Here is a 24,922-nt window from a genome sequence, read left to right on the forward strand (position 1 = left end):
GTTTGCCTTACCCCGACTCCGGCTCCGTCCTACCTTCGCGCTCCTCTTCCGTGCTCGGGGAGATCCGGCCGGAAGCCTGAACGATGCGGCGCGCCGCTTCCATCCATCGCCGCCGGTCGTCCCGCCGCAGCTGGTTGCGGACGACGATCTTCACGAGGCGGTGGACGCTGAGCGCGTGCGGCCGCACCTCGATCAGCGAGTGCAGCCGCAGCATCGCGATGGCGTCGTCGAGCGCGAGCGGATCGTATTCGCCGAGCGACCGCCGAGGGATCGCGTCCATCGGCAGGAACGAGCACAAGCTGAGGAGCTCCGCCGCTGCCTGGTGGCTGAACACGGCCGCGAGCGAGCTCTCCCAGGCGGTCGCGACCGTCACCGGGAAGCTGACGGGGCGCTCCAGGAGCGCGGCCGGCCGCTGCCGGAACAGGGCGAGGTACTCCGCGAGCGGGCGTCCGGTCTCCTCGATGTAAGCGCCGGCCTGCGCCAGGGCGAGCGGCAAATCGCCGAGCTCCTCTGCGAGCGCGTCGGCCGACTCCGCGTCGGTCTCGCCCGTGCGCTGGAGCAGGAAGCGCACCGACTCGGCGCGCTCGATGCCGCGGACGTTCACCGTCGTGAGACCGCGCCAGATAGGGTTCTGCGACGTCGTGAGGATGTGGCCGCCGTGGGAGACGCTCGGGATGTAGGGCTCGACCTCGCTCGGGTCGCGCACGCCATCGAAGAGGAGGAGCCAGCGACCCCGGCGCCCGAGCTTGCTGCGCACCACGCCGACCGCGCGAGCGGGATCCAGCTGCTCGTGCTCGGGCAGCCTCATCTCCGCGGCGAGCGTGACGAAGGAGGCGTCCATCGTCGCCTGGCTCTGACCGTCGATCAGGAAGACGGTGTCGTAGGCGCCGGCGTTGCGGTACGCGTACTCGATCGCGAGCTTGGTCTTGCCGGTGCCGCCGAGCCCGCAGAGCGGCGCCACGCCGCGCCTGGCGAGCGCGGCGCCGATCTCGGCGAGCAGATCGTCGCGCGCGGCCAGGTTCCGGCTGGTCGACGCAGGGATGCTCCAGATCCCGGGCGGCGGTGGCACCTCTGAATGGCTCACCGGCTGGGCGCCGGCGCTCGGTGAGCTCAGGAGGGGTTTTGGGTGAGCTGCTCGACCTGCTTTCGGATGCCCTTTGCGATGTCGGTGAACGCCTCGCTCTGGTTGACCCAGCTCGTCACGGGGCGCCCGCCCCGCGGCAAGCTGGCCAGCCTGCCGAAGGGCGCGCCCTCCCAGTCGCAGGCGTCGAGGATGACGGGGATGACGCGCGCCTCACCCCGTTCGTGGCGCTCGATCGCCTTCTGCATCTCGACGTCGTAGCAGAAGTCCGACGCGAGGAAGTCCGCGCTGATGAGCAGGAGGATGACCTTCGCGGTCTCGAGGTGCTCGGCGAGCGCCGTGTCGCGCTCCTCGCCGGCGCCGATCTCGCCGTCGTGCCAGCCGCGGATGACGCCCTTCCGCTTGAGGATGGCGAGGTGCGTCTCGAGCTTGTCGCGCAGCTCGCGGTTGCTCTCCGAGTACGAGAAGAACACCTCGATCGGGCTCGCCGGAGGCTCGGAGACGCGCTCGCGCCGCGACGCTTCGAGCGCCCCTGTCATCGTGACCGTGTCGTCGTACGCGGCCGAGTCCGGCGGGAGGTCGTACGGCGCGCCGAGCGGCGACGACGACGAGGGCGGGAGCTCGAGATCGGGGATCGGGGGCGGAAGGATCGAGCGGCCGCGCGACGTGATCGCGCGCGGCCGGGGCGCGCACGTGCGCTCGAGGATCGCGAGCACCCGGTCGTGGCTGCCGTCGGGGGTGTCGTAAGGCAGGAGCAGGAACCCCATGTCCGCGAGCGTCTTGCGGCGGAGCGGCGTCAGGCTAGAGCCCGGGGCGATGACGAAGCGGGGCGGCGGCGAGGCGCCCGAGAGCGCGTGGATGTCCGCCAGCATCTCGTCGAAGTTCCCGTCGGCGCGCCCGAAGCCGATGAAGAGCACGGGGCACCGCGAGAGCACGGTCGTGAGCGACTTGCGCACGTCGGGCGGCGCGATCGACGCGAGGAAGCGCTCGCGCGCGAACACCCAGCTGTGCGGCTCCTTCAGCGTGCCGTGCAGCTTGAGGATGAACCGTCGCCGCCACGCGACCTCGTCGGTGACGCGCCACATGGGGTCCCACTCGAAGCCGAAGGCGCGCTCGAGCAGGTGGTTCAGGTTCGTGGTGAGCACGGCGCGCAGCTTGTCTCGCAGCGCGGCGATCGCGATCGCGATCCGCGGCGGATCGAGCCCCTCGTCGTCGAGCGCACCCTCGACGAACGCGTTGAACTCCGCTGGGCCGAGCGCCTGCTCCGCCGCGCCCAGCGCCTCGCTGTAGCGCTGCGATCGCGCGAGGGCCGCGACCTCGGCGATCGCGACCTCGTCGCTGGTCTGCTCGCGCACCCTCTCGACGAGCAGGTCGACGAGCTGACGCCATGTCGGCAGCCCGGCCGCGGCCGAGATGCCTCCCCCCACGAAGAGCACGAGCTCTCCGCTCTCGAGCGCCTCATGCAGCGCTTCGATCACCGCGGCGTCGACCTCCGCGCCCACCGTGTTCGCGTTGTCCATAAGGGTTGACATCGAGCCCCTCGAGTCTATCGCTCCTCGGCGCGCAGCGCACTTTTGCGGCGCGTCGCGCGGTCCGCCTTCGCCGCGTCGCGCGACGCGCCGCAAATGTGCGCCGCGCGGCGCAGGGTCGAACGCTCGCCCAGGCGGCCCGCTGCGGTCATGACGTCCGAGACGACTGACCGCCGCATCGAGCGAGGTCGGAAGATGCGGAAACAGTCCGCGAGGCTGGAGCATGCTACGTCTCCGACATGCGTCCGGCGGCCCTCTTCACGCTGGCCACGGTGGCCTCGCTCGTCGCCTTCTCCCTGGCCGGCGTGGCCGCTCCACCACCCCGCGCGCGGCGCGCCCCGCGCCTCCCGGCGCGCGCGGAGGCCGCGCTCTCGGCGGCCGCCGCGGGCCAGCCCGCGCGCTCGCCCGCGAGCGTCGTCGCGCTGCGCGCGCCCGGTCCGCCTGCCGTCCTCGTGCGCGCGGGGAGCTTCATGATGGGATCGAGCGAGGTCGAGATCGCGCACGCGGTGACGCTCTGCAAGCTCGAGCCGGCCGGTGAGCTGTGCGTCGACGAGACCGAGGCGAGCTTCGCGAACGAGCTCGTGCCCCACGAGGTGTACCTGTCGGATTTCTGGATCGACCGAACCGAGGTGACCGTCGCGAGCTACCGCCGGTGCGTCTCGGCCGGCGTCTGCGCCGAACCTCCGTATGCCTCCGGCGGGCAGCGGTTCGATCGGCCCGAGGTTCCGGTGGTGCTCGTCTCGTGGAGCGACGCGCAGCGCTACTGCGTCTGGGCGGGCGGTCGCCTGCCGACCGAGGCCGAATGGGAGCGGGCGGCGCGGGGCGTGGCCGGGCGCCGCTACCCCTGGGGCCATGTCTACAACCCATTCCACGCGAACCACGGGAGGCTGTCGTTCGACGAGCTCGACGAAGGCGACGGCTTCCTCGAGCTCGCGCCGGTCGGCTCGCTCGTGGCCGGCCGCACCCCCGACGGCATCGACGACCTCGCCGGCAACGTCGAGGAGTGGGTCGCGGACTACTACCATCCCGAGTATCCAAGCGGCAGCGCGAAGAACCCGCGGGGGCCCGACATGGGGGAGGAGCGCGTGCTGCGCGGCGGAAGCTACATCCTGGGTCGGCCCTGGCTGCGTGGCGCCGCGCGGGGGCACGACTCGCCGACCAGCCGCCGCGCGTGGCGCGGCTTCCGCTGCGCGCGCGACGCCTGAGCCGCGACGGGCGACGCTCGAGCCGAGGCGCGCGGCGCGCGGCGCGCGACGAGCGCTCGAGGAGCGAGGCGGTCGGCCGCTGCGCGGGCCGAGGCGCGCGGCGGTTGGCCGCCGCGCCGGAAGAGCCCATACTGGGCCCGTGAGGATCGCGCACCTCTCTGACCTGCACCTCCTCTCCCTCGAGGGGGCTGTCCCGTTCCGGCTCCTGAACAAGCGTCTCACGGGCTACCTCAACCTCCGCTTCCGGCGCCACGCCATCCACAAGCCGCACGCGGTGCACGCAGCGGCGCGGGAGATACGGCGGCTCGGCGTGGACCACGTCGTCATCACCGGCGATGTCTCGAACCTCGCGCTCGAACGAGAGTTCGTCCTGGTCCGCGACTTCTTGCAGGGCGAGCTCGGTCTTCCGCCCGAGCGGGTGAGCATCGTCCCGGGGAACCACGACGCGTACACGAAGGGCGCGCACCGCTCGCAGCGCTTCTCTCAGTACTTTGCGCCGTACCTGCGCTCCGACCTCGTCCTCGACGCGCCTGGGAAGAGCGACGACGGTGGGGCCTCCGGCGACGGCGGAGGCTCGGCGTTCCCCTTCGTGCACCTGCGCGGGCCCGTCGCGATCATCGGCCTCTCGACCGCCTGGCCGCGTCCCCCGCTGGTGGCATCAGGGCGGCTAGGCCCGGCCCAGCTGCGCGCGCTCGAGCGAGCGCTGGCACACCCGGAGGTGCGACGGCGAACGCCGGTCGTGCTCCAGCACCACCCCTTCCATAACCCGGCGAGCCGGGCGAAGACGTTGCTGGAAGGCCTGGGTGATGCCGCGGCAGAGGGGCGGCTTCTGCGTCAGGTGCGCCGCGGCTTGCTGCTGCATGGGCACCTGCACCGGCGCATTCACCGCAAGCTGCACACCGAGCGGGGTCATATCGACGCCGTGGGCGCCACCAGCGCTTCGCTCCTTCACGACAGCGACGAACGGATGGCCGGGTTCAACGTCTACGAGATCGACGACGCGGGGACGATCGGGGGCATCACGTCACACCGCTTCGTCCCGGGTCAAGACGCGTTCCGCGAGGTCCCGGTCCCCGAGCGATGAGCCCGCCGCGCGCTCGGCGCTCCGCCGAGCGCCCCACCGGAGCCGCGCACAATCCATCCGCCGCACGCAGGACCCTTCAGGCGGGCGCGCGATGTTCGGGGCTCGGCAATGCCGTGACTCGAGCGCAGCGGGGGCGCCGCGCGGGCAGTCCGGTGGGGCTCTGGTCAGGAGGAAAGTCAGGCGGTGGCGCGGATCACGTTGACCGCCTGCAGACCTTTGGGACCTTCTTTGATCTCAAATTCAACGGTCTCGTCCTCGAACAGACGACGGCGCCCCTCCCCGTTGATCTGCGAATAGTGAACGAAGACGTCGGGGCCAGTCTCTTGCTTGATGAAGCCCCAACCCTTCTCGTCGTTGAACCACTTGACCTTGCCAACTGCCATATTTCCTCCACTTCAGAGCTCGTCGATACCCGAGGCGCGCAAGCTGGCAGTCGGGAGGTGACCACGGCTGCGGTCCCTGATTCCGATGCGGGCTTGGCTGCATGCAGCAAACCCCCCTCGTAGACAGATCCAGCTTGCGCAGGGCGGCTGCCCAGCCGCTGGTTGATGTGCATGCGCGGCGACTTCGACGATTCTCCCCGGTCCGAGCGGGCGCCAACGTAAACGGCTCGATGCGCCAAGGTCAAGCAGCGATGATGGTTCGGCGAGCGCTTGCGCGAGGCAGTACCGCTTCACCGGCAGTCTCCGGTTGCAGCAGCCGCCGATGAGAATTTCGCGCCGTACAGCCGATCCTGACGGCGAGTACACGATCACGCGCGGTGTCGGCGCGCCGTAGGGTGCGAAGCGGAATTCGCGTAGCCGTCAAGATTTGCGCTCTTATCGAAGAACCTTGTCCTTCGGCCCGCGCAGGGCGTCGCGGTCCGTGAGGGCTTCGCCATGTCACGTAACGAGCCTCGCACGTCGGGCAGCGAGCTCCTGGCCTCCGGCGCAATGGCCCGGCGACTCGGGCGCGCTCCTCGTGCTGCGCGCGTCGTGGGAGCGAGCGACGCAGCGCGCTCCGGGCGCTATCCGAGCGCAGGCCAGGCGCTTGCGGCGCTTTGCCGAGAACATCGATCGAGCCTCGCAGCGGAGCAGGCGACCTGCTCGAAGGACATCACGCGCGCCGGCTCAGCCTGTTCGCCGACGTTCCCCCTGCGCGCGCTGGCGCGACAGCTCGGCGGATCGATCCCCGGACCGGCATCGCGCGCTCGACCTGCGCCGCGCGGCCCGTGCGCTCAGCGCGCGCAGGCGGCGCAGTCCCGGGCTCGAGCCCGCTCGCCGCCCGGGAGCAGGAATCGAAGGCATCTCGTTGACATGTCTGTTCGAGCTTGCTCGTATGGCGTGGCGAGGGCATCGGGTCTCACCTCCGCCCTGGCCCCGCGAGGCGACGAGATGTTCTCGGTGATCATCAGCGAGAAAGGGGGCGCGGAGCGCCGCGAAACCTTCGACCGGACAGAGATCAACGTCGGCCGCGTGCAGGGCAACGACCTGATGCTGCCGAAGGGCAACGTGTCGAAGCGACACGCTCGGCTGCTCTTCCGCGACGGGCGCTTCATCGTCACCGATCTCAAGAGCACGAACGGCACGTACGTCAACGGCCGGAAGATCGCTCAGGCGACGATCGTTCGCGAAGGCGACAAGATCTACATCGGCGACTTCGTGCTGCGGATCGAGACGGCGGCGGCCGGGACGGCCCCTCCGGACAGCACGTCGCCTCCGCGCGTGCCGGAAGAGATGTCCGGCGAGGCGGGACCTCTGCCCGATCGCGGGCCGCCGCCGTCCGCCGAGAAGGGGCTGCACCGGTCGGCGCCGTTGCCGCTGATCAACGAGCGGGGGGAGCCGTCGCGCACCAGCCAGGGCGTGATCAGCCACTTCCCCCTCGAGAACGATCCGGACGAGTCGGTCGACGCGGCCGCGGCCATCCCCGTCCCCGGTCCGCCGCGCATCCCCTCGCCTCGTCCGCCCCTCACGCCGGGCTCGCAGGGCGGTGCGTCCGTCCCTCCGCTGCCTGCGCACCCGGCGATGACCACCGCACCGCCGGCGCGCGACGGCCGCGCCGTCAACGCCGCCACCCCGCCCCCACAGGCGCCGCGCCCGTACGCGACCGCGACCCCGCTGCCTGCACAGAGCGCGACGAGCACCGCCGCCGTGTCGCCGCAGGGCGCCTCGAACGTCGCCGTCCATCCGAGCGTGGTCCCCATCCCGAGCCGGCGCGCCATCCCGCCCGTCTCGGATCGGGTCGACCGGGGACAGGGCGACTCGACGCAAGCCGTGGCGCACCGCCGGGCGCTCGGGCGCCTGATGGACCGGCTCGTCGACATGGTCGACCTCACGCCGCTCGACAGCGGCGCGCAGCCGGACAGCGCGCTCGCCCAGCGCATCGCGCAGGCGACCTCCGCGGGCGCGGAGGCGCTCCGCGCAGCGGGCGAGCTCCCCCCCGAGATCGACGTCGAGGCGCTCGTGGCCGACGCGCAGCGGGAGCTCCTCTCGCTCGGCCCGCTCGACCGCTTGCTCGAAGACGCCGAGGTGAGCGAGATCCAGGTGTTCCGGTACGACCACGTGATCGCGATGCACGGGCGCCGGCGCGTTATCGCGGAGGTCGGGTTCAGCAGCGAGCGCGCGGTCGGCCGGGCCATCCGCCGGCTCTGCATGGCGGCCGGCCAGCCGATCGAGGCGGGCGCGAGCTTCGTCGAGCGACCCCTGCCGAAGGGGCGCCGCCTGTTCGCGGTGCTGCCGCCGGCCGCGACGTACACCCTGGTGATCCGGAAGCCGCAGCGCCCCGACGTCACGCTGGACGACCTGGTGCGCAACGGGACGATCTCGCGCGCGATGGCCGGGCTGCTCGCCCAGTGCGTGCTCGGTCGCGGCAACCTCCTCGTCACCGGGACGCGGGACGCCGGGGCGGGCTGGCTGCTCGGCGCGCTCGCCGCCGCGGCGCAGCCCGACGACCGGTTCGTGGTGCTCCAGGAGGAGGACGAGCTCGCCCTCGATCAGCCGAACACGCTGTCCATCGCGCTCGGGGCCACGACAGACGAACGCAGCCGGGCCGTGCGGGCGGCCGTACGCATCCGGCCGGAGCGGGTCGTGGTGAGCTCGTTCTCTGGCCACGTCGCGGCCGAAATCGTGGACGCCATCGGCGGCGGTATGGACGGCGTGCTCGCGGCCTCCCGCGCGCCGACGCTGCGGCAGGCAGTGACGAGGCTCCCCGCCGACATCGCCGCGACCCGCCCCGGGATCACGCCGGAGACGGCGCGCGAGTGGCTCGCCTCGTCCTTCGACCTCGCGATCGAGATCGCGCTGCTCCGCGACGGTCGCCACCGGGTGCTCCGCATCGCGGAGCTCGCGGTAGAGGGCGGGCAGATCGCCATTCGCGACGTCTTCACGTTCGTGGTCGAGCGGACGGCCGCCGGCGGCGCGCTCGAGGGGACATTTCACCCCTCCGGGCTGGTGCCGGACATCGTGGAAGATCTTCAGTCCCGCGGGCTCAGCGTCGATACGTCGACCTCGTTCCGTCGAAATCGCTAGCGGCTGGCCGCGCGAAGGCTGGCCAGCGCGAAGCGCGGCAACCCGCGCAACCCACGCAACACGCGAGCTGAGAGCGTCTTGACGGGCGCCAGCTAGAAACGGAGGTTATGATGCTCAGTAGCCATGGCCATCCGCACCATCCTCCACTATCCCGACCCGCGCCTGCGTCAGAAGGCACAGCCGGTCGGGGACATCACGCCCGAAATCACGAAGCTTATCGACGACATGGCCGAGACCATGTACGCGGCGCCCGGCGTCGGCCTCGCGGCCACGCAGATCGGGGAGCCACACCGCGTCTTCCTCGTTGACATCGCCGCGGACAACGAGCCGAGCAACCTCCTCGTGTTCATCAACCCGGAGATCGTGCGGCAAGAGGGGCAGCTGACCGGCCCCGAAGGGTGCCTCTCGTTCCCTGGCATCAGCGAGGACATCAAGCGGGCCGAGCGCGTCACCGTCCGCGCCCGCGGGCGCGACGGCGCGACGTTCGAGATCGCGGCCGACGGCCTGCTCGCCGTGGCCATCCAGCATGAGCTCGATCACCTCGACGGCGTGCTGATGATCGACCGGATGGGCACGCTCAAGAAGCGCATCGTCCAGCGGAAGATGCAGAAGCGCGGCGCAGAAGCCGCGAGCTGACCTGCCCGGGCGCGCCGATCAGCTGCGCGCCGGGAAGGCGAGAGGGCCGCTGACGTACGCGTCGCGGCCGCAGAGCTCCCAGCGCGGATCGACGATCCGGGGCGCGTCGCCTGGCGTGTCCGGACCCGCCCAGTCGACCGCGCCCGGCCGGCCGCGGGGGCCGAGCAGGATCGGGGCGACGAAGGCGTGCAGCTCGTCGGGCAGGCGCGACGCGAGCAGGCTGCCGGCGAGCTCGGCGCCACCTTCGACCAGGATGGAGACGATCCCCTGCGAGGCGCAGAGGCGCATCGCGGCGGTCACGTCGACCCGGCCCTCGGCCGAGGTTGGCGCGCGCAGGACGACGCAGCCAGCGTCGACGAGCACCTGCTCCGCCTCCTCGGGCGCGTCGGCGCCCGTGAGCACCCAGGTCGGCACCTCCCGCGCCGTCTGGGCGAGGCGCGTGTGGAGCGGCAGCCTCAGCCGCGTGTCGAAGACGAGCCGGATGGGGCTCCGCCCTCCGGGCGCGAGCGCAGGCTCGCGCAGGGTGAGCCGAGGGTCGTCGGCGAGCGCCGTGCCGATCCCGATCGCCACCGCGTCGTGCCGCGAGCGGAGCTCCTGGACCTTGGCGCGCGCCTCGGGGCCAGTGACCCACTTCGAGGCCCCTGTGCGGGTCGCGATGCGGCCGTCCAGCGACAGGGCGAGCTTGAGCGCGATGTGGGGGATGCCCGTCGTGATGAACTTGGTCCAGGGCGCGATCAGCGCGCGAGCCTCGGCGCCGGCGACGCCGAGGTCCACGGCGAGCCCGGCGTCGCTGAGCCGCTGCGCCCCGCCGCCGACCACCGCGGGGTTCGGATCGGGCGCGCCGACGACGACGCGCTTGATGCCGGCGCTCAGAACCGCGTCCACGCAGGGCGGCGTACGCCCCTCGTGATTGCAGGGCTCCAGCGTCACGTAGAGCGTCCCTCCGCGCGCCGCGTCGCCGGCGGCCGCGAGCGCCAGCCCCTCGGCGTGCTCCTCACCAGCGCGCGCGTGGTGCGCGACGGCGACGACCTCCCCCGCGGCGTTCAGCACCACGGCGCCGACCGGGGGGTTCGGCGACGGCATCGCCTTGTGCGCCTCCTCGATGGCGAGGCGCATCATCGCGACGTCGAGCTCGGGATCGGGGCTGGGGGGCTTCGCAGACATCGAAGTGCCGGATCTACTAGGGCGCCTTGGCCTTCACAAGCTTGCCAAGCTCGACCATGAACTGGTCAATGTCCCGAAAGGAACGATAAACGCTTGCGAACCGGACATAGGCGACCTCATCGAGGGTACGCAGGTGGTTCATCACCCGCTCGCCCAGCTCGGTCGACAAGATCTCCCGCCGCTCGGACTCCTGCGCCTCGCGCTCGATCGCGTCGGCGATGGCCTCGATCTGGTCGGTGGACACGGGCCGCTTGTTGCATGCGATCCGGAGCCCTCGCACGAGCTTCTGCCGGTCGAACGACTCGCGCCGACCGTCCTTCTTGACGACCGTCGGCAGGATGTCCTCGACGCGCTCGTACGTCGTGAACCGGCGCTCGCACGAGGCGCACTCGCGCCGGCGCCGGATCACCTCCCCCGCGCCGCCAGCGCGGGAGTCGATGACCCGGTCCTCGAGATGGCCGCAAAATGGGCACTTCATCGAGCCATCCAGCGCGGCGCGCGATCAGCCGTCGAACTGGGAGAACACGAGCGACACGTTGGTGCCACCGAAGCCGAAGGAGTTCGACATCACGTGCTTCATGCGGCGCTCGCGAGCGGTGAACGGGACGTAGTCGAGGGTGCACTCAGGGTCGGGATCGTCCAGGTTGAGCGTCGGCGGCACCGCGCCGTCGCGCAGGGCGAGGGCGCAGACCGCCGCCTCGACCCCACCTGCGCCCCCGAGCAGGTGGCCCATCGCGGACTTCGTCGAGCTCACCCAGAGGCGCTTCGACGCCGCGTGATCGCCGAAGGTCTTGAGGATCGCCCGGGTCTCCTCGATATCCCCCTGCGGGGTCGAGGTGCCGTGAGCGTTGATGTAGTCGATCGCGTCCGGCGCGAGCTTGGCGTCGTCGAGCGCCATCTTCATCGCTCGCTGCGCCCCGGCGCCATCGGGCGCCGGCTTCGTGATGTGGTACGCGTCGCACGAGGCGCCGTACCCGACGACCTCGGCGTAGATCTTCGCGCCGCGCTTCTTCGCGTGGGAGAGCGACTCGAGCAGCAGCGAACCGGCGCCCTCGGCGCAGACGAAGCCGTCGCGTCCCTTGTCCCAGGGGCGGCTCGCCCGCTGCGGCTCGTCGTTGCGCCTCGAGAGGGCGAACATCGCGCAGAAGCCGCCGATGCCGAGGCCGGTGATCGTCGCCTCCGCGCCGCCCGTGAGCATGATGTGCGAGCGACCTCGGCGGATCCACTCGAACGCCTCGCCGAGCGAGTGCGCGCTCGACGAGCACGCGCTCGTGTTGCAGTAGCTCGCGCCCCGCAGGTCGAGCGCCATCGCCACCTGCCCAGCGGCGAGGTTGGCGATGACCGTCGGGATGAAGTAGGGGCTGACCTTTTGGGGGCCCTTCTCGTGCAGCGTGATCGAGTGCTGGAACAGGTACTCGAGGCCCCCGAGGCCGACACCGATGAACGTGCCGCACTGATCGCGGTCCTCGTCGGTGAGCTCGATCCCCGCGTCCTGCATGCACAGCTGCGATGCGGCGACGGAGAGCTGGGCGAAGCGGCCCATCTCCTTCACCTTCTTCTTGGGGATGTACTCTTCCGGCACGAAGCCCTTCACCTCGCCGGCGAAGCGCGTAGGAAACGTGCTCGCGTCGAAGAGGGTGATGGGTGCGATACCAGACTGACCAGCCAGCAAAGATTGCCAGGTGGCCTGCGTCCCGAGGCCGTTGGGCGTGACGAGCCCGATACCGGTGATGACAACGCGTTCCATGGCTCTTCTTGCCCTAGCGCCACCACAGAGGTGAGAGCACGTGCATCGGCGAAGAGCAGAGCCTTCGCTGGCTCACGCGCCAACCCACCTCCATGGTGACGCCGCGTCCGGTAGGGCGGTGGGGACGCTACTTCTTGTCCTTGGCATTCCTTTCGATGTAGTCAATCGCGTCCTGGACAGTCCGGATCTTCTCCGTGTCCTCGTCCGGAATGTCGATCTCGAACGCCTCCTCGAACGCGAGGACAAGCTCCACCAGGCCCAGCGAATCGGCGCCCAGATCGTCGATGAAACTCGCCTCAGGCTTGATGTCCTTCTCGTCGACGTCGAGCTGTTCCTTGATGATCCGCTTTACTTCGGCCGTGATGTCGCGACCTTCAGCCATGGTATTCCTCCCGGGAAAACGGAACCCCTAGTAGCCCATCGCCATCAGCGTTGCACCATCGAATTACCTGCGACCGCTTTTTTCGTGTGCGCCTGGTTTGCCGCTGTGCGTGACGCCTGGCAACCGGGGTCCTCAAGCCAGCGCTCTCACACGTACATCCCACCGTTGACGCGCAGCGTCTCACCCGTCACGTAGCTCGCCTCGTCGGAGCATAGGAATGCGATCGCCGCGGCGACCTCCTCTGCTCGGCCCGTGCGCCCGAGCGGGACCATCTTCGTCAGCCCCTCTTTCATCTCCGCGCTGATCGTCGTCGTCATGTCGGTGTCGATGAACCCGGGCGCCACGGCGTTGACGGTGATGCCGCGCCCCGCGTACTCGCGGGCGAGCGACTTCGTCACGCCGAGCAGGGCCGCCTTCGTCGCGGCATAGGCCGTCTGGCCGACGTTGCCCATCTCCGCCACAACGCTGGAGAGGAAGACGATGCGGCCCGTGCGCGCGCGCATCATGACCTTGGTCGCCGCGCGCGCGGACGCGATCGAGCCCTTCACGTTCACGGCGAAGAGGCGATCGAGGTCTTCCTCCTTGATCCGCAGGAGCAGGCCGTCGATCGCAATCCCCGCGTTCGCGACGAGGATGTCCAGCCGGCCAAGGCGCTTCGCCGCCTCGGCGATGGCGGCCTCGGTCGCCGGCAGGTCCGCGACGTCGAACCCGAGCGCCTCGGCCTTCCCGCCGCGCGCGGTGATCGCGTCGACGACCGCGCGCGCCTCGGCCTCTCCGCGCACGTAGTTGACGATCACGTGCGCGCCCTGCGCCGCGAGCGCCTCCGACGCGGCACGCCCGATCCCCCGCGATCCACCCGTGACGATCGCAACTTTGCCCGTAAGGTCGAACATCGATGCCTATGCCTCCGAAAGGAACGCGCTCACGCGCTCAATCCCCGCCATGTCGCTCACGCTGAGCACCTTGATCTGCTTCGTGATCCGCTTCACCAGCCCGGCCAGCACCTTGCCAGGGCCGATCTCGAGGGCGTGCGTCACGCCATCCTCTGCCATGCGCTCGATCGTCCGCATCCACTGCACGGTGCCATCGATCTGGCGCAGGAGGAGCGACCGTACCCGCTCCGGATCGGCGTTCGGCGCGGCGTCGACGTTCGCGATCACGGGGAAGGCGAGCGGCATCAGCTGCGTGCGCTCCAGCTCGGGACGCAAGCGTTCGGCCGCAGGCCGCATCAGCGCGCAGTGGAAGGGAGCGCTCACCTTGAGCGGGATGGCCTTGCCGCCGCGGGCGACGGCGAGCTCGCCCGCGCGCGCGACCGCGCCGGCGTGCCCGGCGATCACGATCTGCCCCGGCCCGTTGTAGTTCGCCGGAGCGACCACCTCGCCCAGCGCCGCCTCGGCGCAGATCGCGAGCACCACCTCCTGGTCGAGCGCGATGAGCGCCGCCATGGCCCCCTGGCCCGCCGGTACGGCCTCCTGCATGGCGCTGCCCCGGATCCGGCAGAGCCGTACCGCATCCTCGATCTCGAGCGCGCCGGCAGCGACCAGCGCGCTGTACTCGCCGAGCGAGTGGCCGGCCGCGTACAGCGGCGGATCGAGGTTGGGCAGGTGCTCGATGAGGGCCGCGGCCACGGCGCAGCTCGTCGCGACGATGGCGGGCTGGGTGTTGCTCGTCTGCGTCAGCGCCTCCATCGGCCCCTCGAAGCAAAGCCGCGAGATCGGCTCGCCGAGCGCCGCGTCCGCTCGCGCGAACGCGCCGCGCGCGGCCGCCGAGACCTCCGCGAGGGCCTTGCCCATCCCCACCTCTTGCGCCCCTTGCCCTGGAAACAGCCAAGCGATTTTCACGTTTGCCCTCAATTCCAAGCCAGGGAGGCGGACGTCGTCCGTCCCCCGAACCACGTCATGCGGCCGGCGCGCGCGAGACTACCTCAGGCCGGATCGGGCGGCGAGCTCTAGCGGATGCGCAGGCCTCGACTCCGACGCAGGCATACGCGCATGGCCCGCTCACATCCGGATGACGGACGCGCCCCAGGAGATGCCAGCGCCGAGCGCGCAGAACAGGACGTTTTGCCCCGGCTTGATGCGCCCGTCGCGCACCGCCTCGTCGAGGGCGATGGGGATCGATGCGCTCGACGTGTTGCCGTACTCCTCGATGTTGAGCACGAACCTCTCCAGAGGGAGGCTGAGGCGCGCGGCGACCTGGCTGATGATCCGCAGGTTCGCCTGATGGGCGACGACCCAGTCCAGGTCGCCGGCCGCCATGCCCGCCGTGTCGAGCGCGATCAGCGAGGCGCTGGAGAGGTTCTTCACGGCGACCTTGAAGATGTCCTGCCCCACCATGTGGACCTTGTTGCGGCTCTGCTCGATGCCCTCGGGCGTCAGCGGCTCGGCCGTGCCGCCGCCCGGGATGACCAGCGAGTTCGCGAGCGTGCCGTCGCTGAAGATCCGCGTCGAGATGATGCCCCTGCCGTCGCCCGACGCAGGCCCGAGCACGACCGCGCCCGCGCCGTCGCCGAACAGGACGCACGTCGTGCGATCCTTCCAGTTCAGGATGCGCGAGAGCAGCTCGACGCCGATCACGAGGACGTGCCGGACCACTCCGTTCGCGATGAACTGATCGGCGATCGTGAGGCCGTAGACGAAGCCGGCGCAGGCCGCCGAGATGTCGAACGCGGGGATCTCCTGAGCGCCGAGCTTCTGCTGCACGTACACGGCGCAGGAGGGCATCGGGGTGTCGCCGCTGATCGTCCCGACGATGATCATGTCGAGGTCAGCCGCCGAGAGCCCGGCGGCCTCCAGCGCAGAGCGGCCGGCCGCGGCGGCCATGTCGCTCGTGAGCTCTCCCTCGGCAGCGATATGACGTCGACGAATCCCCGTTCTCTCGCTGATCCAGCTGTCGGAGGTGTCGACGATCTTCTCGAGATCGGTGTTGTGCACGACTCGGGCGGGCGCGTAGCTGCCCGTCCCGAGGATGCGGCTCCTCGGCTGCGGGGAGCTCATGCGACGGCCCCTCGCGCGTCCGCGCGAGCCGGCGCCGCGCCCAGGTGCGCGGGCGCAGCGTTCGCGCGCGCCGGCGCACCCGCGCCCGTCATGAGGCCGCGGTCGCCTTGGTCGCCTTCGCCTTGCGCCCGTTGTAGTGCCCGCAGGCGCCACAGGCGCGGTGCGGGAGCCGGGCTTCCCCGCAGTTCTCGCAAGAGACGAGCTGGACGGGGGTCACCTTGTCGTGGTTGGCGCGCCGCATGTCGCGCTTGCTGGGGGTGGTTTTCCTCTTGGGGACGGCCACGGCACTACTCCTTCTTGGTCTTCTTCTTCGGTGTCCCGGCCTTGGCCGGGGGGGTCGATGCAGGTTGCGCGCGCCTGTCAGAGCCGCTGGGCTTCTGTCCAAGCTTCTCTCGGAGCGCGCTGAGCGGCGCGAGCCGCGGGTCGAGGCCTAGAGTGGCCTCATCCTCCTCCGCCGCCCCGCGGACGAGGGACGAGGAGCCGCCTTCGCGGTCCTCTCGGGACGCGGCAGGACCGATACCCGGGCAAGCCTCCGAGCACAAGGGGAAGTTCGGCATCTCGAGGAGAATGGCCTCGCGGATGAACGGATCGAGCTCGACCGTCTCGCCGTCGTACGTGTCGACGTCGGCCTCGTCCGCCGTGAACTCGTACTCCGGCTCCTTCACCTTGCTGGCCCCAGGCTTCGCCGCGCCGTTGCGGGCAGCGTCGTCCCGCCGGGGGCCGCGACCGTGGCCGTGGCCGTCCGCCTTCGGGGCAGGGCGCAAGAGGAGCGAGAGCTCGGCGTCGACGTCCAGCGCGGCAGGGGCAAGGCACCGCGCGCAGGGCGTGGCGACGGGCGCCTTGACGCGGCCGCGCACGACGATCTCGTTCCCCGTCCGCGAGAGGCGGGCCGAGAGGTGGCCTGGCGCGCGCCCGGTGACGTCGGCGTCAGCGAGCGCCGCGTTCATCCAGTCGAGCGGCAGCGGCATGTCCAGCGAAATACCGGAGATGTCGATGTCATTGGCAGAGACGGCAAACTGGGACATGGGGTTCCGGGCCAGTGAAAGCGGAGCGTTTAGCGCGGGGTGCGTTGGCTCGCAAGAACGACCCGCGGCCGCCGTCACATCAGGCTGCATGGTAGCGTCGCCCGCGCATGGACCGTAGCGCCACGCCCGAGGCCCGGCCCTCGTCGCCGCCGGGCGCCGCCGATCGGCGGCCGGAACCTTCAGGGGAAGCACGGCGCGCAGGCCGCCGCGCAGCGGTCGCGATCGCCCTCTACGCGCTCGTGACGCTCGCGTACGCCGCGAGCTCCTCCCGCGAGATCTTCACGGCCCACACGCCCTACAACCACTACGCGTTGCTCGCGGAGGCGTGGCTCCACGGCCGCCTCGATCTCGGCGGACCGCCGCCGGCGTACGCGGGCGGCAACGACTTCGCCGTGTTCGACGACCGCTACTACGTCAGCTTCCCCCCCTTCCCCGCGGTCCTCATCGCGCCGCTCGTCAAGCTCGCCGGCGGCGCGGAGCGCGTGCGCGACGGGCAGTTCTTCCTGGCCTTCGCCGGCGTCGGGCCCGCTGTCCTCTTCCTCGCGCTGGAGAAGCTCTCGGCCTCGCGCCGCAGCCACCGCACGCAGGCCGAGAACGTCGCGCTCTCGCTGCTCTTCGCGCTCGGGAGCGTCTACTGGTTCAGCGCGGTGCAAGGAACGGTGTGGTTCGCGGCCCACGTCGTCGGCGTCGCGCTGGCGTGCGTCTACCTCTACTGCGCGCTCGAAGCCGCCCATCCGCTCGCGGCGGGCCTCGCCCTGGGCCTCGGCTTCGCGACCCGCACGCCGCTCGGCTTCGCCCTGCCGCTGTTCTTGTTCGAGGCGCTCCGCGTGGATCGCTCGGATCCGCGCGCCCTCGTGCGCCGGCTCGCCCTGTTCGCCGCGCCGGCGGCGCTCGTGCTCTCGGTGCTGCTCTGGCACAACCACGCGCGCTTCGGCGACGCGACCGAGTTCGGCCACCGGTACCTCCACATCGCGTGGCGCGCGCGGATCGAGAAATGGGGGCTGTTCTCGTACCACTACCTGCCGCGCAACCTCGCGGTGGTGCTCACCGGCCTGCCGTACACCCACGTGCAGGGCGCCCCCTTCCAGATCAACGCTCACGGGCTCGCGCTCTGGGTGACCACGCCGATCTACGCGTGGGCCCTCTGGCCCCGACGCACGCCGCCCCCGTTCTGGGCGCTCGCCGCCACGGTGTCCGCGGTCGCGCTGCCGAGCCTCCTCTACCAGAACACCGGCTGGCTCCAGTTCGGCTACCGCTTCTCCAACGATTTCGCCCCGTTTCTCTTCGCGATGATCGCCGTCTCCGGCCGCCGCTTCGGCGCGCCGTTCTACGCCCTCGGCGCGGCCGCGATCGCCGTCAACGGGTTCGGCGCGCTCACGTTCCAGCGCGCGGGCTTCGAGCGGTTCTACTTCGTCGAGCGCACCCAGCGGGTCCTGCATCAGCCCGACTGAGGCCGCCCGCGCCTCCGCGCCGCTGCCGCGACGCCGCGCCGAGCACGCTCCCCCTCCTCAGCACGGCCGGAGGGGGCGCGCTCCCTCGGGCGCGCGGGCGATCCGGCGGGCGGCGCACGCGGGCCTTGGGTGCAGGGCGCTCGCCGTGCTAGCCCTCGCCGCGCCATGGAAGCTCTGCTCGACCCGGCCGCCATCGGGCGCGGCCTGCGGCGTATCGCGCTCCAGATCGCCGAGCGCGGCCGCGGCGTGGAAGATCTGGCGCTCATCGGGATCCGACGGGGCGGTGAGCCGCTGGCCAAGCGGCTGGCCGCGCTGCTGCTCGAGATCGAGGGGCACGCGCCGCCGGTCGGCGCCGTCGACATCACGCTCTACCGCGACGACGCCGCGACCGCCCTGCCGAACCCGCGCATCGGGCCCAGTCACATCTCCTTCCCCGTCGACGGCCGGCGCATCGTGCTGATCGACGACGTGGTCTACACCGGTCGCACCATCCGCGCGGCGCTCGACGCGGTGCTCGACTACGGGCGACCGCAGCGGATCGAGCTCGTCGCGCTCGTCGATCGCGGCGGCAGGGAGTTGCCGATTCACCCCGACTACATCGTCCGCGCGGTCGAGCTCGCCCCCGGGCAGCGCATCGACGTCGTGGAGCGCGCGGGCGAGCTCTGGGCTCTCGTCACCGCCGCCGGCACAAAGCTCTCGGAGCCCCCACCGCCACCGGAAGGAACGTAAGCCAGCGCATGAGGAGGATCTACCCGCACCGACACCTGCTCGGCATCGAGGGTCTCTCGCGTACCGAGATCGTGGCCCTCCTGGACGCCGCCGAGTCGCTCTTCGACGTCTCCCGGCGGAGCGTGCGCAAGGTGCCCACGCTCCGCGGCAAGACGGTCGTGAACCTCTTCTACGAGCCGTCGACCCGCACGCGGACGTCGTTCGAGCTCGCGGGCAAGCGGCTCAGCGCCGACGTCATCAACATCAGCGTCTCCACCTCGAGCGCGGTCAAGGGGGAGTCGCTGCTCGACACGGTGCAGAACCTCCAGGCGATGCAGCCGGACGTGCTGGTCATCCGGCACGCCGCCTCGGGCGCGCCGCACCACGTCGCCGCGCACACGCGCGCCGCGGTCGTGAACGCGGGGGACGGCACGCACGAGCACCCGACGCAGGCGCTGCTCGACGCGTTCACGATCCGGCGCGCCAAAGGCCGACTCGAAGGGCTGGAGGTCGCCATCTGCGGCGACATCGTCCACAGCCGCGTGGCCCGGTCGAACGCGCACCTGCTCACGACGATGGGCGCGCGGGTCCGCTTCGCCGGCCCGCGCACGCTCCTGCCGATCGCGGGCGAGTCGCTCGGCGCGACGGTCTACGATCGGATCGAGCCCGCCCTCGAAGGAGCCGACGTGGTCATGATGCTGCGCGTGCAACGCGAGCGGCTGAGCGGCAGTTTCCTGCCCAGCACGCGCGAGTACAGCCGCACGTTCGGGCTGAACCCGGCCCGGCTCGCGCTCGCCAAGCCGGACGCGATCGTGATGCACCCGGGGCCGATGAACCGCGGCGTGGAGATCGATCCGCGTGTCGCGGACGGCGCACAGAGCGTGATCCTCGACCAGGTCGAGGCCGGCGTCGCGGTCAGGATGGCCGTGCTCTGGATCCTGGCCGCGGAGGCCAACGAGTTCTCCGCGACCGGCGAGCCACGGCCCGCGCCCTGACAACCGCCCCAGCCCTCCAGGCGCGGCGGCGCAGCCGGGGCAGACCGACGCCCTGGCTCACGGAACCATGAAAGACGCGTCCCCGCGCGCGGCTCCCCCCGGCATATGCCCGCTCGCAGCGAACAGGGTTCCCTGTTGCGTCTCGTTTTAATAGGCTGGTCCATCTTTTTGAAAGGGTGGAGCCAACCATGTTTTCGCGAGACGTCCTCAGGATCGATGCCCCGGCAGTAGCGCAAGAGATCGAGCAGGCCATCCGGGATCAGGTGTTCGGTACGCTGCGGCGGCGCGGGGCCGTGGTCGGGATCTCGGGCGGGATCGACAGCTCCGTCGTCTCGACGCTGTGCGTCCGCGCGCTCGGCAAGGACAAGGTGCTGGGCATCTTCATGCCCGAGCGCGACACGTCCGATGACGCGCTCCGCCTCGGCAAGTTGCTCGCCGAGGGGCTCGGCATCGAGGCGGTCATCGAGAACATCAAGCCCGCGTTGACCGGCCTCCGCTGCTACGAGCGGCAGGATGAGGCGATCCGGATGGTCTACCCGGACTACAACGAGAGCTGGAAGTTCAAGATCACGCTTCCCTCGATCCTCGAGAGCGACAGGCTGAACGTCTCGCAGCTGACGGCGCAGCCGCCCGGCGAGGAGCCGCGCGTGAAGCGGATGCCCCTGAATGCGTACCTGCAGCTCGTCGCCGCGACGAACTTCAAGCAGCGCATCCGCAAGATGATGGAGTACTACCACGGGGACAGGCTCAATTACGCCGTCGCCGGCACGCCGAACCTGCTCGAGTACGATCAGGGCTTCTTCGTCAAGCAGGGCGACGGCGCCGCGGACTTCAAGCCGATCGCGCACCTGTACAAGAGCCAGGTCTACGCGCTCGCCGAGTACATCGGCGTCCCTGCCGACATCCGCAGGCGCGCGCCGACGACGGACACGTTCTCGATGCCGCAGGGGCAGGACGAGTTCTACTTCGCGCTCCCCTACGACAAGATGGACCTCTGCCTGTACGCCTACAACAACAACGTCCCGGCCGCGGACGCGGCGTCTGCAGTCGGCATCACGCCGCAGCAGGTCGAGCGCGTGTTCAAGGACATCGAGGCGAAGCGCCGGGTAGCGCAGTACCTCCACGCGCAGCCGCTGCTCGTCCGCGATCAGGGCCACGCCTGACGAGCCGCGCCGTCGGACGACGCGCGCCGCTGTCAACGGCATTCTCAGCTTGGTACGCCGTTCCCCGGTCGTGAAACCCACCGGAAACAGCGCGGAGCCTCGCAGACATTCACTCACGCCGACGACGGTGACGGACGGGCTCGCAGCGAGATCGTCAGTCACCAATCTCACCTCCGCGGCGCGCCCTGGCGGCGGCTTTCGGACACGGACGGCACGGGGAACACCGCACGCGGACGCGCGTGAGCGTGAGCGATGGACCGCAACCGCGTCCCGCCGTGATCCGCGCGCTGGCCGTCGCTCCGCGGAGTGTTCTCGACAGGAAAGCCGGGGGGGTGATAGACGTGTAGACTACCTCCATGAGCACTTCCAGCATCGAATCGACGATTCGCAACTTCCTGGTCACCTCGTTCGGATACCGGGGCGCTACCGCCGATCTCGGGTCCGAGGTCGCTTTGCTCGATCAAGGGATCCTGGACTCGACGGCCGTCCTCGAGATCGTTCAGTTCCTCGAGCAGGATCTCGGCATCCAGGTCGCCGACGAGGAGATGGTGCCGGAGAATTTCGGCTCGATCGCCAGGCTCGTCACCTACGTGAGCGGGAAGAAGAGCAGCAACTAGCCCGAACCCTGGGGGGCGCATGAGCACGCAGCACACCGCTCGTCGCGATCCGCTCACGGATCGCTTCCTCATCGACTCCGCGCTGCGATCGTTCGCCGCATCGCGCCCCGACCACGTCGCGCTGGTCTGCGAGGGACGGCGGATCACGTACCGGGAGCTGGACGCGCTGGCCGATCGCTGCGCCGCCCTGTTCCGCGAGGCGGGCGTGCAGCGCGGCGATCGCGTCATGGTCGCGCTCGACAACGGCGTGGACGCGGTCGTCGCATACTACGGAGCGCTCCGGGCCGACGGCGTGCCGTCGCTGCTCGGCACCGCGATGCGACCGCGGCGCCTCGGCCAGGTGATGGAGCTCGCCGGCCCCCGCGTGCTCGTGGCGGCGCGCGGCATGCGCGAGAGCCTCGCCGCCGTGGCCGAGCTCCCGCCCGGCGCGAGGCCGGCGGCGACGTTCCTGAGCGGCGCGGCTCCCCCGGCCGCGGCCGGGCCCCCGCCCGACGGGCGCGACTTCCAGGAAGCCCTGGCCGGCGCGCCCGGCGAGCCCCCTGCGCGCCGCGCGATCGAGCTCGATCTGGCGACGCTCTGCTGGACGAGCGGCAGCACGGGCGAGTCGAAGGGGGTCATGCTGACGCACCAGAACCTCCGCAACAGCACCGCGGCCATCGGCGCGTACCTCGAGCACACGGCGGACGACGTGATCCTCTGCGTGCTGCCGCTGTCGCACACCTACGGGCTCTTCCAGCTGCTCGTGACCCACGCGTTCGGCGGGACCGTCGTGCTCGAGAAGGGCTTCTCCATGCCGTGGCCCATCGTCCAGCGGATGGCCGAGGAGCGGGCGACCGGCTTCGCGGGCGTGCCGACGATCTTCGCGTCGATGCTCTCGCTCAAGAACTTCGCGAAGGCCGATCTCTCGGCGCTCCGGTACATGACGAACGCCGCGTACGGGCTCCCGGCGCCGCAGCTCCTGCGCCTCCGCGAGCTCCTGCCCAACGTCTCGTTCTTCGCGATGTACGGCCAGACCGAGTGCACGCGCGTCTGCTACCTGCCGCCCTCCCTGGCGCTCGAGCGGCCGTCCTCCGTGGGCATCGCGATGCCGAACGAGGAGCTCTGGATCGTGCGGGAGGACGGCACGCACGCGGAGCCGGGCGAGGTGGGCGAGCTCGTCGTGCGCGGGCCGAACGTGATGCGCGGCTACTGGAGGAACCCCGACGCGACCGCACGCGCGCTCCGGCCGGGGCCCCTCCCGGGCGAGGTCGTGCTCCACACCGGCGACCTCTTCAAGATGGACGAGGACCGTTACCTCTACTTCGTCGCGCGCAAGGACGACATCATCAAGACCCGCGGCGAGAAGGTGAGCCCCCTCGAGGTCGAGTCGGTGATCTGCAAGGTCCCGGGCGTCGTCGAGGCGGCGGTCGTCGGCGTGCCGGATCAGGTGCTCGGGGTCGCGGTGAAGGCCGCCGTGGTGAAGGCCCCTGACGCCGCGGTGACCGCCGACGACGTCCGCAGGAAGGTGCGGTCCGAGCTCGACGAGGTCGCCGTGCCCAAGTTCGTCGAGTTCATGGATTCGCTCCCCAAGACGGCGAGCGGCAAAGTCAAGAAGAGCGAGCTCATCTGATATGTGCGGTATCGCCGGCCTCATCAACCTACGCACCGACGCGCCGAACCCCGACCGCGAGCTCGCCCTCAAGATGGCGCGGGCGCTCCGCCACCGCGGCCCTGACGGCTTCGGCATCTACCGCGATCGCCACGTCGCGCTCGCCCACTCGCGCCTGTCGATCATCGACCTCGACGGCGGCTGGCAGCCGATGGCCAACGCCGAGGAGACGCTCTGGGTCTGCTTCAACGGCGAGATCTTCAACTACATCGAGCTCCGCGAGGAGCTCACGGCGAAGGGCCACCACTTCCGGACCAAGAGCGACACCGAGGCGCTGATCCACGCCTACGCCGAGTACGGCGAGGCCATGGTCGATCGGCTGAACGGTCAATGGGCGTTCGTCATCTGGGACGTCCAGCGGAGGCGCGCGTTCTTCTCGCGCGACCGCGTCGGCATCAACCCGCTCTTCTGGACGGTCCACCGCGGCGTCCTCCGGTTCGCCAGCGAGGTGAAGTCGCTCTTCCAGGACCCCACGATCCCCCGCGCGATCTCCCGCGAGGGCCTCGACGAGGCGCTGACGTTCTGGGCGCCGATCGCCCCGCTCACGCCGTACGAGGGCATCCAGCAGATCCCGCCGGGTGCGGTGGCGACGCTCGACCTCGATCGCGACGTGGCGCCGCGCGTCTCGGTCCGCTTCCGCCCCGAGTTCCCCGTCGGGCGCGCGCCCGGCGGCGACGAGGCGGGGCTCGTGTCCGGCGTGCGCGAGGCGGTCCGCGGCGGCTCGACGATCCGCCTGCGCGCCGACGTCCCCGTCGGCAGCTACCTGAGCGGCGGGCTCGACTCCACGATCGTCGCGGCGCTCATCGCCTCGAACCGCGAGGTGCCGCTGCGCACGTTCTCGGTCGAGTTCGCCGAGCGCGAGTTCGACGAGGCCGAGTACCAGCGCGCCGCCGTGGCGCACCTCGGCACGTCGCACGCGTCGATCCAGTGCGGTGACGCCGACATCGCCGGCGTCTTCCCGGAGGTCGTCTACCACGCCGAGGCCCCGCTCCTGCGCACCGCGCCGGCGCCGCTGTTCATCCTGGCGCGCCTCGTCCGGCAGAGCGGCTACCGCGTGGTGCTGACGGGCGAGGGCGCCGACGAGTTCTTCGCCGGCTACGACATCTTCCGCGAGGACCGGGTGCGCCGCTTCTGGGCGCGCCACCCGGACAGCAAGCTCAGGCCGCAGCTCCTCCTCCGGCTCTACCCCTACCTGCAGCGGTCGCCGGTCGCGCAGGTCGAGATGGCCAAGGCCTTCTTCGGGAGGAACCTCGCGCAGACGGACGACCCGTTCTACTCCCACCGCCCGCGCTGGGACGCCACGAGCCGCATCAAGCTGATGCTCGATCCCGCGATGCGCGAGGGCATCGGCGACACCGCCGCGGCCGATCGCCTGAGGGAGCAGCTGCCGCGCGACTTCATGCGCTGGACGCCGCTCGCGCGCGCGCAGTACCTGGAGATCACGACGCTGCTCTCCGGCTACCTGCTCTCCTCCCAGGGCGAGCGCATGATGATGGCGAACTCGGTCGAGGGGCGCTTCCCGTTCCTCGATCCCAACGTGATGGACGTGGCGGACGCGCTGCCGGACGCGCTCAAGCTCCGAACCCTCGACGAGAAGCACGTGCTGAAGCGCGCCATGGGCGATCTCCTGCCGCCCGGCGTCCTCGCGCGGAAGAAGCAGCCGTACCGCGCGCCCGTGGTGCAGCCTTTCTTCGGGAGCGGGACGCCGGACTATGTCGAGGCGTGCCTGTCGCCGGAGGCCATCAAGGACGCCGGCATCTGGCAGACGCAGCCCGTCGCGGCGCTCGTCGCGAAGTGCCGCAAGACCGGCGGCAAGTCGATGAGCAACACCGACGACATGGCGTTCTGCGCGATCCTCTCCACGCAGCTCATGGCGCGCGACATCCTCCAGGGCGCGCGCGTCGTCTCGGCCGCCGACGACACGTCAGGCCGGCTGGGCGTCGACGTCGATCGGGTGCGCGACGCCGCAGGCTGAGCGGGCGCGC

Annotated in this window: 23 protein-coding genes; 11 read left to right on the forward strand and 12 right to left on the reverse strand. The window is 70.8% G+C overall.

Annotated features, from left to right (window positions below; translation table 11 throughout):
• Nucleotides 1-7: 7 nt before the first annotated feature.
• Both WMF45_RS21490 and WMF45_RS21495 read right to left on the reverse strand, forming a co-directional pair.
• Nucleotides 8-1,084, reverse strand: coding sequence for an ATP/GTP-binding protein (locus tag WMF45_RS21490; protein WP_437718738.1), 1,077 nt, complete (start codon nt 1,082-1,084; stop codon nt 8-10).
• 26 nt (nt 1,085-1,110) lie between these two features.
• Entirely contained in the window at nt 1,111-2,613 is a 1,503-nt protein-coding gene (locus WMF45_RS21495; RefSeq protein WP_437718739.1) for an SIR2 family protein, read from the reverse strand.
• A gap of 236 nt (nt 2,614-2,849) precedes the next feature.
• Between WMF45_RS21495 and WMF45_RS21500 the strand changes: the two genes are divergently transcribed.
• Both WMF45_RS21500 and WMF45_RS21505 read left to right on the forward strand, forming a co-directional pair.
• Nucleotides 2,850-3,815 (forward strand): formylglycine-generating enzyme family protein, encoded by a 966-nt coding sequence (locus WMF45_RS21500; protein ID WP_437718740.1) that lies wholly within the window; start codon nt 2,850-2,852, stop codon nt 3,813-3,815.
• A 139-nt stretch (nt 3,816-3,954) separates the two neighbouring features.
• Nucleotides 3,955-4,899 carry a metallophosphoesterase family protein gene (locus WMF45_RS21505; protein ID WP_437718741.1) on the forward strand — a complete coding sequence of 315 codons (945 nt, stop codon included), beginning with the start codon at nt 3,955-3,957 and terminating at the stop codon, nt 4,897-4,899.
• Between the two features lie 176 nt (nt 4,900-5,075).
• On the opposite strand, the gene WMF45_RS21510 is transcribed toward WMF45_RS21505, so the two are convergent.
• Nucleotides 5,076-5,282, reverse strand: coding sequence for a cold-shock protein (locus WMF45_RS21510; RefSeq protein WP_012236438.1), 207 nt, complete (start codon nt 5,280-5,282; stop codon nt 5,076-5,078).
• Between the two features lie 912 nt (nt 5,283-6,194).
• On the opposite strand from WMF45_RS21510, the gene WMF45_RS21515 reads away from it, so the two are divergent.
• Both WMF45_RS21515 and def read left to right on the forward strand, forming a co-directional pair.
• Nucleotides 6,195-8,405 (forward strand): ATPase, T2SS/T4P/T4SS family, encoded by a 2,211-nt coding sequence (locus tag WMF45_RS21515; RefSeq protein WP_437718742.1) that lies wholly within the window; start codon nt 6,195-6,197, stop codon nt 8,403-8,405.
• 123 nt (nt 8,406-8,528) lie between these two features.
• A complete protein-coding gene (gene def, locus WMF45_RS21520; protein WP_437300843.1) occupies nt 8,529-9,041 on the forward strand; it encodes a peptide deformylase in 513 nt (170 codons plus the stop codon).
• An 18-nt stretch (nt 9,042-9,059) separates the two neighbouring features.
• Here def and ribD read toward each other — a convergent pair whose 3' ends face one another.
• The 9 genes from ribD to WMF45_RS21565 all read right to left on the reverse strand — a co-directional run bounded on the left by ribD (nt 9,060) and on the right by WMF45_RS21565 (nt 16,355).
• Nucleotides 9,060-10,205, reverse strand: a complete 1,146-nt coding sequence (gene ribD / locus WMF45_RS21525; protein WP_437718743.1) for a bifunctional diaminohydroxyphosphoribosylaminopyrimidine deaminase/5-amino-6-(5-phosphoribosylamino)uracil reductase RibD — start codon at nt 10,203-10,205, stop codon at nt 9,060-9,062.
• A 16-nt stretch (nt 10,206-10,221) separates the two neighbouring features.
• Nucleotides 10,222-10,683, reverse strand: coding sequence for a transcriptional regulator NrdR (gene nrdR / locus WMF45_RS21530; RefSeq protein ID WP_012236442.1), 462 nt, complete (start codon nt 10,681-10,683; stop codon nt 10,222-10,224).
• A 24-nt stretch (nt 10,684-10,707) separates the two neighbouring features.
• Nucleotides 10,708-11,952, reverse strand: coding sequence for a beta-ketoacyl-ACP synthase II (gene fabF, locus WMF45_RS21535; protein WP_437718744.1), 1,245 nt, complete (start codon nt 11,950-11,952; stop codon nt 10,708-10,710).
• A 127-nt stretch (nt 11,953-12,079) separates the two neighbouring features.
• The gene (gene acpP, locus WMF45_RS21540) at nt 12,080-12,334 is read right to left on the reverse strand and encodes an acyl carrier protein (protein WP_012236444.1); all 255 of its coding nucleotides are present in this window, start codon (nt 12,332-12,334) and stop codon (nt 12,080-12,082) included.
• 146 nt (nt 12,335-12,480) lie between these two features.
• Nucleotides 12,481-13,227 carry a 3-oxoacyl-ACP reductase family protein gene (locus tag WMF45_RS21545; protein ID WP_437554280.1) on the reverse strand — a complete coding sequence of 249 codons (747 nt, stop codon included), beginning with the start codon at nt 13,225-13,227 and terminating at the stop codon, nt 12,481-12,483.
• Between the two features lie 6 nt (nt 13,228-13,233).
• Nucleotides 13,234-14,175, reverse strand: a complete 942-nt coding sequence (gene fabD / locus WMF45_RS21550) for an ACP S-malonyltransferase (protein ID WP_437718745.1) — start codon at nt 14,173-14,175, stop codon at nt 13,234-13,236.
• Nucleotides 14,176-14,334: 159 nt separating this feature from the next.
• Nucleotides 14,335-15,330, reverse strand: coding sequence for a beta-ketoacyl-ACP synthase III (locus WMF45_RS21555; RefSeq protein ID WP_437718746.1), 996 nt, complete (start codon nt 15,328-15,330; stop codon nt 14,335-14,337).
• Nucleotides 15,331-15,418: 88 nt separating this feature from the next.
• Complete coding sequence (gene rpmF, locus WMF45_RS21560) at nt 15,419-15,613, reverse strand: 50S ribosomal protein L32 (RefSeq protein ID WP_012236448.1); 195 nt, start codon at nt 15,611-15,613, stop codon at nt 15,419-15,421.
• A gap of 4 nt (nt 15,614-15,617) precedes the next feature.
• Nucleotides 15,618-16,355 carry a YceD family protein gene (locus tag WMF45_RS21565; protein ID WP_437718747.1) on the reverse strand — a complete coding sequence of 246 codons (738 nt, stop codon included), beginning with the start codon at nt 16,353-16,355 and terminating at the stop codon, nt 15,618-15,620.
• Between the two features lie 107 nt (nt 16,356-16,462).
• Between WMF45_RS21565 and WMF45_RS21570 the strand changes: the two genes are divergently transcribed.
• The 7 genes from WMF45_RS21570 (at nt 16,463) to asnB (ending at nt 24,912) form a co-directional block, all read left to right on the forward strand.
• Entirely contained in the window at nt 16,463-17,806 is a 1,344-nt protein-coding gene (locus tag WMF45_RS21570) for a hypothetical protein (protein WP_437718748.1), read from the forward strand.
• A gap of 165 nt (nt 17,807-17,971) precedes the next feature.
• Nucleotides 17,972-18,535: a bifunctional pyr operon transcriptional regulator/uracil phosphoribosyltransferase PyrR gene (gene pyrR / locus WMF45_RS21575; protein WP_437554289.1), complete on the forward strand. Its 564-nt coding sequence runs from the start codon at nt 17,972-17,974 to the stop codon at nt 18,533-18,535.
• A gap of 8 nt (nt 18,536-18,543) precedes the next feature.
• On the forward strand, nt 18,544-19,509 hold the full coding sequence (locus WMF45_RS21580) for an aspartate carbamoyltransferase catalytic subunit (protein WP_272099608.1): 966 nt from the start codon (nt 18,544-18,546) through the stop codon (nt 19,507-19,509).
• Nucleotides 19,510-19,697: 188 nt separating this feature from the next.
• A complete protein-coding gene (nadE, locus tag WMF45_RS21585) occupies nt 19,698-20,672 on the forward strand; it encodes an NAD(+) synthase (protein WP_437718749.1) in 975 nt (324 codons plus the stop codon).
• A 356-nt stretch (nt 20,673-21,028) separates the two neighbouring features.
• Nucleotides 21,029-21,289, forward strand: coding sequence for an acyl carrier protein (locus WMF45_RS21590; RefSeq protein WP_012236454.1), 261 nt, complete (start codon nt 21,029-21,031; stop codon nt 21,287-21,289).
• 19 nt (nt 21,290-21,308) lie between these two features.
• Entirely contained in the window at nt 21,309-22,898 is a 1,590-nt protein-coding gene (locus tag WMF45_RS21595; RefSeq protein ID WP_437718750.1) for a class I adenylate-forming enzyme family protein, read from the forward strand.
• A gap of 1 nt (nt 22,899) precedes the next feature.
• Nucleotides 22,900-24,912: an asparagine synthase (glutamine-hydrolyzing) gene (gene asnB, locus WMF45_RS21600; RefSeq protein ID WP_437718751.1), complete on the forward strand. Its 2,013-nt coding sequence runs from the start codon at nt 22,900-22,902 to the stop codon at nt 24,910-24,912.
• The last annotated feature ends 10 nt before the right edge of the window (nt 24,913-24,922 follow it).

Origin of the sequence: Sorangium sp. So ce448 (genome assembly GCF_051520915.1) — a bacterium.
Taxonomy (GTDB): domain Bacteria; phylum Myxococcota_A; class Polyangia; order Polyangiales; family Polyangiaceae; genus Sorangium; species Sorangium cellulosum_B.